The following is a 13,892-nucleotide window of genomic DNA, read 5'->3' as shown; positions in this document are numbered from 1 at the left end:
ATGAAGCAGCCGAAGCACGCGCACGACGCACCCGTGCCGGGGCGTCGTCTCGTGCTGCTGCGGCATGCCAAGGCCGAGCCCGGCAAGGGGTCGGTCCCCGACGCGGAGCGGTCGTTGGCGCCGAACGGGCGCAAGCAGGCGAGCCGGGTGGGCATGGCGCTCACCGCGGCGGGCCTCGTACCGGACCGCACCCTGGTCTCCACCGCCCTGCGCACCCGGCAGACGTGGGAGCTGGCCCGCCGCCACCTCGGCGGGTCGCAGGACCTGCCCTTCGAGCTGTGCCCCCAGCTCTACGCCGCGAGCGTGTCCGACGTCCTGGACCTGGTGCGCACCGTCGACCCGGCGGTGCGCACGCTCCTGGTGATCGGGCACGAGCCGACGATGGCCGCCACGGCAGCCCATCTCGCGGACAAGGCGTCGGACGACGCCGCGCTGGCGCAGGTGCGCGTGGGCGTCCCGACCGCGACGTTCTCGGTGCTGAGCGCGGTCGACGTGCCGTGGCGCAAGTGGGGCAAGAAGTCGGCGACGCTGGTGCGGGTCGGCCGGCCCTCCTGAGGCCCCGCCGGGCCCACGGTGCCGTCAGGCGCCGTCCACCTCGTCGATGACCCGCAGCACCTCGTCCAGACGGGGGCCGTCGATGCTGTACGGCGCCTGCTCCCGCACGAGCGGCTTGGCGGCGAACGCGATCCCGATGCCCGCCGCACCGATCATGTCCAGGTCGTTGGCGCCGTCGCCGACGGCGACGGTGTCGGCCGTGCCGAGCCCGAGCTCGGCCGCCCACGCGCGCAGCGTGGCCTCCTTGTCGGCGCGGTCCACCACCGGGCCGACCGTCCGGCCGGTCAGCACGCCGTCGACGGACTCCAGCCGGTTGGCACGCCACCGGGTGATGCCGAGCGAGCTCGCGAGCGGGGCGAGGATCTCCGCGAACCCGCCGGAGACGAGCCCGAACTCCCACCCGCGGCGCTGCACCTCGGCGACGAGCTCGGCAGCGCCGGGCGTGAGCACGACGGCGTCCCGCACGGCGTCGAGGGCGCTGACGGGGAGGCCGGCGAGGGTGGCGACCCGCTCGCGCAGCGACGCGGCGAAGTCCAGCTCGCCCCGCATCGCCCGCTCGGTGACGGCGGCGACCTGCTCGCGGGTCCCGGCGTGGTCGGCGATGAGCTCGATGACCTCCTGCGTCAGGAAGGTCGAGTCGACGTCGGTGACGACCAGCCGCCGACGGCGGGGAGTGCGGGAGGACTGCGGGGTGGGGGCGCTGGAGGCGCTCTCAGGCAACGTGGGAACCCTTCGGGACGACGGTGATCCCCGAGTCCGTGACGGTGAATCCCCGGGCCCGGTCCTCCTCGTGGTCGACGCCGATCCGGGCCCGTTCGTCCACCATCACGAACTTGTCGAGGATGGCGCGGTGCACCTGGGCGTGCCGGTGCACCTGGACGCCGTCCATCAGCACGGAGTCCGTGACCGTCGCCCAGGAGTGCAGGTGCACGCCCGGGGACAGGATGGACCCTGCGACGGTCGCACCGGAGACGAGGACACCAGGTGAGACGATCGAGTCGGCGGCGTGGCCCAGCCGGCCGGGGCCGGCGTGCACGAACTTCGCCGGGGGCAGCCCCGTGTAGCCCGTGAACAGCGGCCAGTCCTCGTTGTACAGGTTGAAGACGGGCTGGACGGCGATGAGGTCCTTGTTGGCGTCGAAGTAGGCGTCGATGGTGCCGACGTCACGCCAGTAGTCGCGGTCTCGGTCGGTGGACCCGGGCACGTCGTTGCGGATGAAGTCGTAGACGCCCGCGGTGCCGTCGGCCACGAACGCGGGGACGATGTCACCGCCCATGTCGTGCCGGGAGTCGGGGTCCGTGGAGTCCTTCGTGACGGCCTCGACCAGGGCGTCGGTGTCGAAGACGTAGTTGCCCATCGAGGCCAGGACCTCGGTGGGGGAGTCGGGAAGCCCGACGGGGTCGACCGGCTTCTCGAGGAACTCGCGGATGCGGGTCGGGTCGGCCGGGTCGACGTCGATGACGCCGAACTGGTCGGCCAGCGCGATGGGCTGGCGGATCGCGGCGACCGTGGCCCGCGCCCCGGAGGCCACGTGCGCCTCGACCATCTGGGAGAAGTCCATCCGGTACACGTGGTCCGCGCCGACCACGACCACGATGTCGGGCCGTTCGTCGTCGATGATGTTCAGGCACTGGTAGATCGCGTCCGCCGACCCGAGGTACCAGTGCTTGCCGACACGCTGCTGGGCGGGCACGGACGCCACGAAGTTGCCCAGCAGGGACGACATGCGCCACGTCTTGGTGATGTGCCGGTCCAGGGAGTGCGACTTGTACTGCGTCAGCACCACGACGTGCAGGTAGTGGGAGTTGATGATGTTCGACAGGGCGAAGTCCACGAGCCGGTAGATGCCGCCGAACGGCACCGCGGGCTTGGCGCGCTGGGCCGTCAGGGGCATGAGTCTTTTGCCCTCGCCGCCGGCGAGGACGATGGCCAGGACCCGCGGGTGTGACGACGCCATGCCCCGACCCTAGGGCGTCCGGGACGCCGTTGCCGCACGACGCGTCGAGGAGCGCTACGTTGGCGGCGTGAGCACCCAGCCGAGGGTCGACCTGCTGACCCGTGAGTTCCCGCCCCACGTCTACGGAGGTGCCGGCGTCCACGTCGCCGAGCTCTCCGCCGTCCTGCGCCGCCACGCCGACGTCCGGGTCCGCTGCTTCGACGGTCCGCGACCTGACGCCGACGCCGTCACCGGGTACGACGTGCCGGCCACCCTGGCCGGCGCGAACGCGTCGCTGGCGACCCTCGGCGTCGACCTGGCCATGGCCGACGACGTGGCGGGCGCCGACGTCGTGCACTCGCACACCTGGTACGCGAACATGGCCGGGCACCTGGGCGGCCTGCTGCACGGCGTGCCACACGTGGTCACCGCGCACTCCCTCGAACCGCTGCGCCCCTGGAAGGCCGAGCAGCTCGGAGGCGGGTACGCCGTCTCGAGCTGGGCGGAGCGCACCGCCTACCTGGGTGCTGCCGGGATCATCGCGGTCTCCGCGGGCATGCGTGCGGACATCCTGCGCTGCTACCCCGCGCTGGATCCCGCACGGGTGCACGTGGTGCACAACGGCATCGACCTGGACGCCTGGGTGCGGCCGGGGCCGGACGAGACCGCCCGGGTCGCCGCGGCGCACGGGATCGACCCGGCGCGCCCGGCCGTCGTCTTCGTCGGCCGCATCACCCGGCAGAAGGGCCTGCCGCACTTCCTGCGCGCAGCCGCGCTGCTGCCGCCGGAGGTCCAGGTGATCGTCTGCGCCGGTGCGCCCGACACCCCGGAGATCATGGCCGAGGTGCGGGGGCTGGTCGACGAGCTGCGCGCGGCGCGCGGCGGTGGCGCGGGCGCGGGCGTCGTCTGGATCGAGGAGATGCTGCCCCGGCCGGAGCTGTGCGCGGTGCTGGCCTCCGCCACGGTCTTCGCGTGCCCGTCGGTGTACGAACCCCTCGGGATCGTCAACCTCGAGGCGATGGCGGTCGGCCTGCCGGTGGTCGGCACCGCGACCGGGGGGATCCCGGAGGTCGTCGACGACGGCGTCACGGGTCGGCTGGTGCCGATCGAGCAGGCCGACGACGGCACGGGGACGCCGCTGGACCCGGACCGGTTCGTGGGGGACCTGGCGCGGGCCCTGACCGACGTCGTCGCGGACCCGGAGGGTGCCCGGCGGATGGGGGCGGCGGGCCGGCGCCGTGCGGCGCAGGAGTTCGCGTGGGCCTCCATCGCCGAGCGGACGATGGACGTCTACCGGGCCGTGCTCGACGCGTGAGGGCAGCACGGCGGCACCGGGGTTCGCAGGGCCTCTGCGAGGATGTGCGGGTGCGCGCCTATCCCTTCAGCCCCGAGGAGCAGGTCCGTCCCGCCGCGTTCCTGCGCCCCGGGTCGGTGGACGCGGCGACCCTCCTGGTGCTGCGCGTCGTGCGCCGCGCCGTCTGGCCGATCATCACGATCGGTGCCGCCGTGGCCTGGGTCAACGGGGAGTTCAACGCCGAGTCCATCGAGCGGCTGACCAGCCCGGCGCAGTTCTTCGCCCTCGTCCTGTCCCCGCTGGCGCTCCTGGCGCTGGGCTGGGCGCTGCGGATCCTGGTCAACCTCACCGGTCTGGCGCTCGCCGCGCCGCTGGCACAGGGGGCGTGGGTCGCGGGGACCGAGGCGACCTCGCGCGGGCGCCGGCTCATCGACCTGGCCTACCTCTCGGCGGGCTACCGCTCGGTCCGCTGGTCGTACGCCGTGCAGCACGAGGCCGTGCGCCGCTGCGGCGTCCTCGGCCGCCAGCTCGCCCTGCTGGAGACGGTCGGCCGCATCCTGCTGCCCGTGGCGATCGCGGCCTTCGTGTGGCTCGTGTTCCAGGACGTGCGCTCGGCCGGCGCCTGACCGGAGGTTCTGCCGCTGTTCCGGCCGGGTTCACCCGGCCGACGCCCGCGGTCGGGAGGCTGGAGGAGCCGATCACCCGACCGAGGAGGCTCCCGTGACCCCGTCCCGCCACCGCCCGTCCACCCGCCGCGCCCGGACCGCCGCCACCGTCGTGCTCGCTGCAGCGCTCGCCGTCGGCGCCACCGACGTCGCAGCCGGGGCAGCCACGCCCACCGACCCGCAGCGCGTCACCCTGACCCCGACGACCACCCCGGCGACGTCACAGACGATCACCTGGCGCACGGCGGAGGACACCCCCGCCGTCGTGCAGCACGCTCCCGCGGCCGGCGGCACGGTCACCACGACGCCGGGGACCGGGACCGGCCGCGCGGGAGGCGGGTCCTACCACCGGGCCACGCTGACCGGGCTCGAGCCGGGGGAGACGTACCGCTACCGGGTCGGCGACGGCGTGACGTGGAGCGACTGGTACGAGCTGACCACGGCGGACGCCGCCGGCGAGCCGTTCGAGTTCCTGTACTTCGGCGACGTGCAGAACGACATCACGGCCGGGGCGGCACCCGTGGTGCGTGCCGCGTACGCGGCCGTGCCCGACGCCAAGGTCGCCGTCCACGCCGGTGACCTGATCAACCACGCGGACGACGACGACGAGTGGGACGAGTGGTTCGCCGCCCAGGGCGACGGCGCCTCGACCGTCAACCACGTCACCGCGATCGGCAACCACGAGTACGACGACTGGGACGTCTCGACGGTGTGGGACAAGCAGTTCCCCGGCACCGGGAACGGGCCGGGCGACGACGACCTGGACGACACCGTCTGGTACACCGACTACCAGGGGGTGCGGTTCGTCGCGCTGAACTCGAACTACACGAACGCCCCCTGGTTCGACGTCACCGACTGGATGGAGGACCAGGAGGCCTGGCTCGACGGTGTGCTGGCCGACAACCCGAACGAGTGGACCGTGGTCGCGTTCCACCAGCCCGTCTTCGCCAACTCCGAGGGCCGCAGCGGCGCCATCGTCCGGCGGTTCTGGCTCGACGTCCTCGAGGAGCACGACGTCGACCTCGTGCTGCAGGGCCACGACCACTCCTACGGGCGCGGGGGTCTGCGGGCCCACGAGACCAGCCGGGCGGGCGTCACGACCGGTCCGGTGTACGTCGTCTCGGTGACGGGCCCCAAGATGTACGAGCCGACCCCGTTCGACTGGAACCTGGGTCGCGCCCGCGTGCGCACCCAGCTGGGCGACACGCAGACCTACCAGGTGGTCTCCGTGGACGGTGACCAGCTCACCTACGAGGCGCGCACGGTGGACGGCGACGTGGTCGACGCGTTCGAGATCGACCGGTCCGGTGGGCAGAAGGTCGTTCGCGACCGCTGACCGGAGTGGCCCGTCGGTCGCTCGTCCCGTCAGCCCACCGAGGCGTAGGTGGCGGCCCCGAGCGCCCGACGGGCCGTGCGCTCCACCTCGCGCAACGCCGTCGAGCGCTGGTCGGCCTGCCAGAGGTTGACCGCGCCGCCGTCGTCGGCGCGCGCGAGGTCGATGATGGCCAGCAGCTTCCAGGCGAGCTGCAGCACCCGGGCGCGTCGGCCGTCGAGCTCCGGCACGGGCCAGCCGGCCGTCGTCGAGCTGCGCACCCGGTCGATCGCGTCCGCGGCGTCGTCGCGCCACTGCGCCACGTCCAGGGCGTCCAGCGCCTCGGTGGCGACCACCAGGCTGCTGCGCAGATCGCGCTCGGCCTCGGCCAGCGAGCCCAGCGTGCCCGCCACCAGGGCGGACCACGGCGGCACCTCGACGACCTCCCAGGACACGAGATGACCGGGCTCCAGGTCGCTGCCGAAGAACGTCACACGCGGCACCACGGCCCACGAGCCGTCGGGTGTGGACAGCAGCACGCACTCGCCGGCCTCCGTCGCCCCGGCGCTCGCCGCTGCGGGGACCCCCGAGGGATCGCCGGGCGCGGGCAGCACGGCGCAGACCTCGCGCGGCCCGGCGGAGAACACCGCGACCAGCTCGGCCAGCGACGACTCGTCCGCGCTGCCGGGCAGCCCGACGACGGTGTGCGGTTCGTCGTCGTCGGTCACCGACCGCACGGCGAGACCGTGCGAGGCGCCGGCGGACTGCAGCCACAGGGCCAGCACGACGCTGCGCGGCAGGGCGGTGGACTCGCTCATCCACCGCACGATAGACGCCCGGCGCCCCGGGGCGCGCGCGACGACGCCTGACGGACCCGAGGCCGGTCCGCGGGCGGTCCGGCCCGGGCCTCCGCTCCGGTAGGGTCGGGCACCATGAGCGCGGTACTCGACCTGCAGGGTGTCACCGTCCGCCGGGGCACCTCGACCATCGTCGACTCGATCGACTGGACCGTGTCCGAGGGGGAGCGCTGGATCGTGCTCGGCCCCAACGGGGCCGGCAAGACGACGCTGCTGCAGATCCTCGCCGCGCGTTCCTTCCCCACGGCCGGCACCGTGGACCTGCTGGGCGAGCGCCTGGGCCGGGTGGACGTCTTCGAGCTGCGGCCGCGGATCGGCTTCTCGTCGGCGGCGCTCGCCGACCGGATCCCCGCGGGGGAGACGGTGCGCGACGTCGTCCTGACGGCCGCGTACGGCGTGACCGGTCGATGGCGCGAGGAGTACGAGGAGCCCGACACCGAGCAGGCGGCCGCGCTGCTGGCGGCGTTCGACGTCGCGCACCTCGTCGACCGGCGCTACGGCACGCTGAGCGAGGGCGAGCGCAAGCGGGTGCAGATCGCCCGCGCGCTGATGACCGACCCGGAGGTGCTGCTCCTGGACGAGCCGGCCGCCGGCCTGGACCTCGCCGGGCGCGAGGAGCTGGTCGGCGCCCTGTCGGAGCTGGCGTCCGATCCCGCGTCGCCCGTCCTGGTCGTCGTGACCCACCACGTCGAGGAGATCCCGCCGGGGTTCACGCACCTGCTGCTGCTCGGCGACGGGCACGTCGAGGCGGCCGGACCCCTCGAGGAGGTCCTCACGGCGGAGAACCTGTCGAAGGCGTTCGGGATGGACCTGCTCGTGGCGCACGGCGGAGGCCGCTGGCTCGCCCGTGCCGCGCGGTCGAACCAGCGCTGACGGTTCGCCACCCCGGCCCGCCGGTGCTATCGGGGGGCGATGGTTCTTTGGTATTTTTTGACCAAAGCAGACGATGTGGTCGGAGGAAATCATGGACGGCTGGCTGTGGTGGATCGGCGGGGCGCTCGTCCTGGCCGTGATCGAGATGCTCTCGCTCGACCTCGTCTTCATCATGCTGGCCGGCGGCGCGGTGGCCGGCGGCATCACGGGTGCCGCGGGTGGGCCGATCTGGCTGCAGATCGTCGTGGCCTGCGTGGTCGCGGTGCTGCTGCTGGTCACACTGCGCCCCTGGCTCCTGCAGAACCTGCGTCGGCGCACACCGGTGGTCGAGACCAACGTGGCCGCCCAGGTCGGACGGCTCGCCGTGGCGCTGTCCGAGGTCACCGAGACCGGGGGCCGGGTCAAGCTCTCCGGTGAGGTCTGGTCGGCACGCCTCCCGGACGACGGCCTCCCCAACAGCTCGGGCCGGGTCCCCGAGGGCACCGAGGTGCGGGTGGTCGCGATCGACGGCGCCACCGCCGTCGTGCAGCCGGCGTCGGCACCCAGCGCACCGACCGACGGTGCGGGCGACCGGGCCGTGTGAGCGCACCTCCTTCTCCCCACCACCAACGGAAAGAGTCCTTCGTGGATCCACAGACCATCATCGGCTGGGTCGTCCTGCTCGCGCTCGTGATCTTCGTGGTCACGGCGCTGTTCAAGATGGTCCGCGTCGTGCCCCAGGCCACCGCGCTCATCATCGAGCGTCTCGGCCGCTACCAGAAGACCTTCGAGCCCGGTCTGCACTGGCTCGTGCCCTTCATCGACAAGGTGCGCGCCGGCGTCGACCTGCGCGAGCAGGTGGTCTCCTTCCCCCCGCAGCCGGTCATCACGTCCGACAACCTCGTGGTGAGCATCGACACCGTCATCTACTTCCAGGTCACCGAGCCGCGCGCCGCGGTCTACGAGATCTCGAACTACATCACCGGTATCGAGCAGCTCACGGTCACCACGCTGCGTAACGTCGTCGGGTCCATGGACCTCGAGCAGACGCTGACGAGCCGCGACCAGATCAACGGTCAGCTCCGCGGCGTGCTGGACGAGGCCACCGGGCGGTGGGGTGTGCGCGTCAACCGCGTCGAGCTCAAGTCCATCGAGCCGCCGGCCTCCGTGCAGGGCGCGATGGAGCAGCAGATGCGCGCCGAGCGCGACCGCCGGGCCGCGATCCTCACGGCCGAGGGCGTCAAGCAGTCCCAGATCCTCACGGCCGAGGGTGAGAAGCAGTCCCAGATCCTGCGGGCCGAGGGTGACGCGCAGTCGCAGATCCTCTCCGCCGAAGGTGAGGCCCGGGCCATCCTGCAGGTCTTCGGGGCCATCCACGAGGGCAACCCGGACCCGAAGCTGCTGGCCTACCAGTACCTGCAGATGCTGCCGGAGATCGCCAACGGCAGCTCGTCCAAGCTGTGGGTCGTGCCCACCGAGTTCACCGCCGCGCTGGGCTCCATCGCCAAGGGCTTCGGCGGTACGCCCGGCACGCCCGGCATCCCGGCCGAGCCCTCCGACGACGACGACTCGAGCGACAGCGGCGCCGGCGCGGCGCTCCGTGCCGCGCTGGGCGGGTCCGGGCTCCAGGACCCGGGCGAGGCCCTCGCCGAGGCGCGGCGTCAGGCAGAAGCCGCCACGGCCGACGCCACCAGCTCGGGCACGCGGTCGGGCGCACCGTTCGAGCGCGGCGTCGAGCGCGGACAGCGCCCGGCAGGGGAGGAGCCGCCGGCACCGCCGGCGCCCGCTCGCCCGCGCACGCTCGGTGAGGAGGAGCCGCCGGCACCGCCGACGCCGTAGGTCGACGAGATCGACCGATCCGGTCCGACGGGGCCCCGCGACGACTCGCGGGGCCCCGTCGTCGTGCGTGCCCGGGCGGACACTTGCTGAGTGAGTGCTCACTCACTTACGCTGTCCGCATGCCGACGCACCCGACGAACCGCGCGGCGCCGATGGCGCCCGACGATCGCCGGGCGGCGATCGTCGAGGCAGTGCTGCCCCTGGTGGCGGAGCGCGGCACGGACGTCACGTCCCGGGAGCTCGCCGATGCCGCCGGCGTCGCGGAGGGGACGCTCTTCCGCGCGTTCGGAGACAAGAGCACCCTGGTCGCGACCGTCGCGTCCGAGGGCCTGTCCCGCGCGGCGAGCCCGGCACGGACCCGCGCGGAGATCGCCGCGATCGACCTGGAGCTTCCCCTGGCCGACCGCCTGGCACGGGTCGTCGAGGCGGGCCGCTCACGGGCGGGCGACGTCATGCGCTGGTTGGCTGTGCTGCGCCGGCTGGCGATGGCGATGCCCACCTCGCCCGAGGGGCACGAGGGTGTTCGGACGATGCGGCGCCGACTCATGGAGCAGCGAGCGGCGCAGCGGGCTGCGATGATCGCGGGGGTGGAGTCGCTCCTGGCCCCCGACACCGACCGCCTCCGCGTCCCCGTCGACGTCGCCGTCGCCCTGCTCGAGGCGGCGATCTCCGGAACCCACGGTCACGTCGATCCCTCGCTGCCCGTCCCGTCGGCCGCCGTGGTGGCCGACGCCCTCGTCCACGGCATCGTCACCACGCCCGAGACCCCGGAGGTCTGATGCTCGTCGCCCTGGCCCGCCGCTACCTGCGGCCCTACTACGGCGCGGTCGGCGTGCTGCTCCTGCTGCAGCTCGCCCAGACCCTGGCCACCCTGTACCTGCCGTCGCTGAACGCGGACATCGTCGACGACGGCGTCACGACGGGCGACACCGCGTACATCATGCGGGTCGGCGGATGGATGCTGCTGGTCAGCCTCGCGCAGGTCGTCTGCGCGATCGGCGCGGTGTTCCTGGGCGCGCGGGCCGCCACCGCCTTCGGGCGCGACCTGCGCCGCGACATCTTCGACGCGGTGCAGGGGTTCTCGGCCCGCGAGCTCGGGCACTTCGGCGCGCCGTCCCTGATCACCCGGACCACCAACGACGTCCAGCAGGTGATGATGGTCGTGCTCATGACCTTCACGGTCATGGTGATGGCACCGATCATGATGGTGGGCGGCATCGTCATGGCGCTGCGCGAGGACGGGTCCCTCTCGTTGCTGCTCGTGGTGATCGTGCCGGTGCTGGGCATCGCCGTCGGGCTGCTCATGTGGCGCATGGTCCCGTACTTCCGCGGCATGCAGGCCCGCATCGACGTCATCAACGGCGTCCTGCGCGAGCAGATCACGGGGCTGCGGGTGGTGCGCGCGTTCGTGCGCGAGCGCCGCGAGGTCGAACGCTTCGCGGGGGCCAACACCAGCCTCTACGACGTCTCCCTGGCCGCGGGCAAGCTCATGGCGCTGGCCTTCCCGATGGTCATGCTGATCATGAGCCTGTCGCAGGTCGCGGTGCTCTGGTTCGGCGCCGGCGAGGTCGACGCCGGCGAGCTCCAGGTGGGCTCGCTGATGGCGTTCCTGTCCTACATCATGTTCATCCTCATGGCCGTGATGATGTCCACGATGATGGTCATGATGATCCCCCGCGCCGCGGTCGCCGCGGGGCGGATCAGCGACGTCCTGGGCACCCGCACCTCCGTCGTCGAACCCGACCGGCCCGTGCCGCTGGGGGAGCTGTCCGAGGGTGCCGGCCCCCGGGGTCACGTGCGCTTCGAGAACGTGGAGTTCGGCTACCCGGGTGCGGACGCCCCGGTCCTGTCCGAGCTCACCTTCTCCGCCGGACCGGGCCGGATGACCGCGATCATCGGGTCCACCGGATCGGGCAAGACGACGCTGCTCAACCTCGTGCCGCGACTCTTCGACGCCACGGGTGGCCGGGTGACCGTCGACGGCGTCGACGTCCGTGACCTGGCCACCGACGACCTGGGCTCCCTGCTCGGGCTCGTGCCGCAGAAGGCCTACCTCTTCTCCGGGACGGTCGCCGACAACCTGCGGTACGGCAAGGCGGACGCCACGGAGGAGGAGATGTGGGCCGCGCTCGAGGTCGCGCAGGCGAGGGACTTCGTCGAGGCGCTGCCGGAGAAGCTCCAGGCGCCCGTCGCGCAGGGCGGGACGACGTTCTCCGGCGGCCAGCGGCAGCGGCTCGCGATCGCGCGGGCCGTCGTCCGCCGGCCCCGCGTGTACCTCTTCGACGACTCGTTCTCAGCGCTCGACTACGCCACCGACGCCCGGCTGCGCGCGGCCCTGAGACCGCTGACGTCGGACGCCACGGTGCTGGTGGTGGCCCAGCGTGTCGCCACGATCCGCGACGCCGACCAGATCCTCGTGCTCGACCACGGCCGGATCGTCGGGCGCGGGACCCACACCGAGCTGCTCGAGTCCAACGAGACGTACGCCGAGATCGTCACGTCGCAGATGTCCCTCGAGGAGGCATCATGACCACCCAGCAGACGTCCCGCGGCGCCGCGGACCGGCCCGCCGGCCCCCGTCCGGGCGGCCCCCGCCCCGGCGGGGGACCGATGGGCGGCGGTGCGGGCATGCCGGCGGCCAAGGCCATGGACTTCACCGGCTCCCTGCGCCGGTTCGCCGGCACCATGCGCCCCGAACGGGCGCGCGTCGTGCTGCTGACGCTCAGCGGGATCGTGTCGGTCGCGCTGACGGTGCTGGGCCCCAAGATCCTCGGCGACGCCACGAACGTCATCTTCGCCGGGGTCGTCGGCCAGATGCTGGGCCGGACGCTGCCGGCCGGCACCACCACCGACGAGGCCGTGGCGGCCCTGCGCGCGACCGGCGACGACACCCAGGCCGACATGCTCGCCTCGATGGGCGACGTCGTCCCCGGTCAGGGGGTGGACTTCGACCGCCTTGCGCAGATCCTCGCCGGCGTGGTGGTGATCTACCTCGGGGCGTTCCTCTTCGGCTGGCTGCAGTCGCGGCTCATGACCGTCGCGGTGCAGAACACCGTGCGGCGCCTGCGCGACGACGTCGAGGCCAAGCTGCACCGCATCCCGCTGAGCTACGTCGACAAGCAGGCCAAGGGCGACATCCTGTCCCGGGTCACCAACGACATCGACAACGTCGCCCAGTCCACGACCCAGACGCTGGCGCAGCTCGTCACGTCGCTGCTCACCGTGGTCGGCGTGCTGGCGATGATGTTCTGGATCTCCTGGGTGCTGGCCCTGGTCGCCCTCGTGACCGTGCCGCTGTCGGTGTTCCTGACGATGGCGATCGCCAAGCGCTCCCAGCCGCAGTTCGTCGCCCAGTGGGCGGCCACCGGGCGGCTCAACGCCCACGTCGAGGAGATGTTCACCGGGCACGCGCTGGTCAAGGTCTACGGTCGCCAGGCCGACGCCGCCGCGACGTTCGCCCGGGAGAACGAGGCCGTCTACGACGCGACCCGGCGCTCGCAGTTCATCTCGGGCACGATCCAGCCGTCGATGGGGTTCCTGTCGAACCTCAACTACGTGCTGGTGGCGGTGATCGGGGGGCTGCGGGTCGCCTCCGGCCAGCTGTCCATCGGTGACGTCCAGGCGTTCATCCAGTACTCGCGCCAGTTCACGCAGCCGCTGACGCAGATCGCCTCGATGATGAACCTCCTGCAGTCGGGCGTCGCGTCCGCCGAGCGGGTGTTCGAGCTGCTCGACGCTCCCGAGCAGGACCCGGACCCGGAGCCGGCCGAGGTCCCCGCGGAGCCTCGCGGGCGGGTGGAGTTCGACGACGTGTCGTTCTCCTACGTGCCGGACGAGTCGCTGATCGAGCACCTGGACCTCGTGGCCGAGCCCGGGCAGACCATCGCGATCGTTGGCCCGACCGGCGCGGGCAAGACCACCCTGGTCAACCTGCTCATGCGGTTCTACGAGATCGACGGCGGGCAGATCCGTCTCGACGGCGTCGACACGCGGCGCATGACCCGGGACGGCCTCCGGTCCCGCGTCGGCATGGTGCTGCAGGACACCTGGCTGTTCGAGGGCACCATCGAGGAGAACCTGCGCTACGGCGTGCGCGACGGAGCCGACGTGGACGAGGAGAGGTTCCTCGAGGCCACCAGGGCCACCTCCGTCGACCCCTTCGTGCGGACCTTGCCCGACGGGTACGGCACGAGGCTCGACGGCGACGCCGGCGCGCTGTCGGCGGGGGAGAAGCAGCTGCTGACCATCGCGCGGGCCTTCCTGGCCGACCCCGACATCCTCGTCCTGGACGAGGCGACGAGCTCGGTCGACACCCGTACCGAGGTGCTCGTCCAGGAGGCGATGAACGCGTTGCGGGCAGGGCGAACCTCGTTCGTCATCGCTCACCGGCTCTCGACGATCCGTGAGGCCGACCTGATCGTGGTCATGGAGCACGGTCGGATCGTGGAGCAGGGTGACCACGACGGGTTGCTCGCGGCCGGTGGGGCCTACGCCCGGCTGTACGCCAGCCAGTTCGCCGCCCCGCTGGTGGACGAGTCCGGGGTGGCACCGGGAGCTCGACCCGCCGGGTGATCTTCGGCGT

General features: G+C 72.6%; 13 protein-coding genes. 10 read left to right on the top strand and 3 right to left on the bottom strand.

The annotated features are described in order from the left end of the window. Complete coding sequence (locus ACIQLL_RS09890) at positions 1-555, top strand: SixA phosphatase family protein (protein WP_402466158.1); 555 nt, start codon at positions 1-3, stop codon at positions 553-555. 24 nt (positions 556-579) lie between these two features. On the opposite strand, the gene serB is transcribed toward ACIQLL_RS09890, so the two are convergent. Both serB and ACIQLL_RS09880 read right to left on the bottom strand, forming a co-directional pair. Further along, positions 580-1,275 (bottom strand): phosphoserine phosphatase SerB, encoded by a 696-nt coding sequence (gene serB / locus ACIQLL_RS09885; protein ID WP_402466155.1) that lies wholly within the window; start codon positions 1,273-1,275, stop codon positions 580-582. After that, positions 1,268-2,512 (bottom strand): glucose-1-phosphate adenylyltransferase, encoded by a 1,245-nt coding sequence (locus tag ACIQLL_RS09880; protein WP_402466152.1) that lies wholly within the window; start codon positions 2,510-2,512, stop codon positions 1,268-1,270. Before ACIQLL_RS09880 ends, serB begins: the two co-directional genes overlap by 8 nt. A gap of 67 nt (positions 2,513-2,579) precedes the next feature. Between ACIQLL_RS09880 and glgA the strand changes: the two genes are divergently transcribed. From glgA to ACIQLL_RS09865, 3 genes are all read left to right on the top strand, one after another. Beyond that, positions 2,580-3,806, top strand: a complete 1,227-nt coding sequence (gene glgA, locus ACIQLL_RS09875; protein ID WP_402466150.1) for a glycogen synthase — start codon at positions 2,580-2,582, stop codon at positions 3,804-3,806. A gap of 50 nt (positions 3,807-3,856) precedes the next feature. Continuing rightward, positions 3,857-4,411, top strand: a complete 555-nt coding sequence (locus ACIQLL_RS09870; protein ID WP_402466148.1) for a hypothetical protein — start codon at positions 3,857-3,859, stop codon at positions 4,409-4,411. 94 nt (positions 4,412-4,505) lie between these two features. After that, complete coding sequence (locus ACIQLL_RS09865) at positions 4,506-5,786, top strand: fibronectin type III domain-containing protein (RefSeq protein WP_402466146.1); 1,281 nt, start codon at positions 4,506-4,508, stop codon at positions 5,784-5,786. Between the two features lie 29 nt (positions 5,787-5,815). Here ACIQLL_RS09865 and ACIQLL_RS09860 read toward each other — a convergent pair whose 3' ends face one another. Beyond that, positions 5,816-6,580: a hypothetical protein gene (locus ACIQLL_RS09860; protein ID WP_402466143.1), complete on the bottom strand. Its 765-nt coding sequence runs from the start codon at positions 6,578-6,580 to the stop codon at positions 5,816-5,818. A gap of 114 nt (positions 6,581-6,694) precedes the next feature. On the opposite strand from ACIQLL_RS09860, the gene ACIQLL_RS09855 reads away from it, so the two are divergent. From ACIQLL_RS09855 to ACIQLL_RS09830, 6 genes are all read left to right on the top strand, one after another. Next, positions 6,695-7,492, top strand: a complete 798-nt coding sequence (locus ACIQLL_RS09855) for an ABC transporter ATP-binding protein (RefSeq protein ID WP_402466140.1) — start codon at positions 6,695-6,697, stop codon at positions 7,490-7,492. A gap of 91 nt (positions 7,493-7,583) precedes the next feature. Beyond that, positions 7,584-8,075 carry an NfeD family protein gene (locus ACIQLL_RS09850; protein ID WP_402466138.1) on the top strand — a complete coding sequence of 164 codons (492 nt, stop codon included), beginning with the start codon at positions 7,584-7,586 and terminating at the stop codon, positions 8,073-8,075. Between the two features lie 41 nt (positions 8,076-8,116). Continuing rightward, positions 8,117-9,310: an SPFH domain-containing protein gene (locus ACIQLL_RS09845; RefSeq protein ID WP_402466135.1), complete on the top strand. Its 1,194-nt coding sequence runs from the start codon at positions 8,117-8,119 to the stop codon at positions 9,308-9,310. A gap of 119 nt (positions 9,311-9,429) precedes the next feature. Then, positions 9,430-10,089 (top strand): TetR/AcrR family transcriptional regulator, encoded by a 660-nt coding sequence (locus ACIQLL_RS09840; RefSeq protein WP_402466132.1) that lies wholly within the window; start codon positions 9,430-9,432, stop codon positions 10,087-10,089. Next, a complete protein-coding gene (locus ACIQLL_RS09835) occupies positions 10,089-11,840 on the top strand; it encodes an ABC transporter ATP-binding protein (RefSeq protein WP_402466130.1) in 1,752 nt (583 codons plus the stop codon). The genes ACIQLL_RS09840 and ACIQLL_RS09835 overlap by 1 nt, the downstream gene beginning before the upstream one ends. After that, entirely contained in the window at positions 11,837-13,882 is a 2,046-nt protein-coding gene (locus ACIQLL_RS09830; RefSeq protein WP_402466127.1) for an ABC transporter ATP-binding protein, read from the top strand. Before ACIQLL_RS09835 ends, ACIQLL_RS09830 begins: the two co-directional genes overlap by 4 nt. The last annotated feature ends 10 nt before the right edge of the window (positions 13,883-13,892 follow it).

Origin of the sequence: Isoptericola aurantiacus, from assembly GCF_044769875.1 — a bacterium.
GTDB lineage: Bacteria > Actinomycetota > Actinomycetes > Actinomycetales > Cellulomonadaceae > Isoptericola > Isoptericola aurantiacus.
The sequence above is the reverse complement of the archived record's forward strand: the minus strand, read 5'-3'. Positions and strand labels throughout refer to the sequence as shown.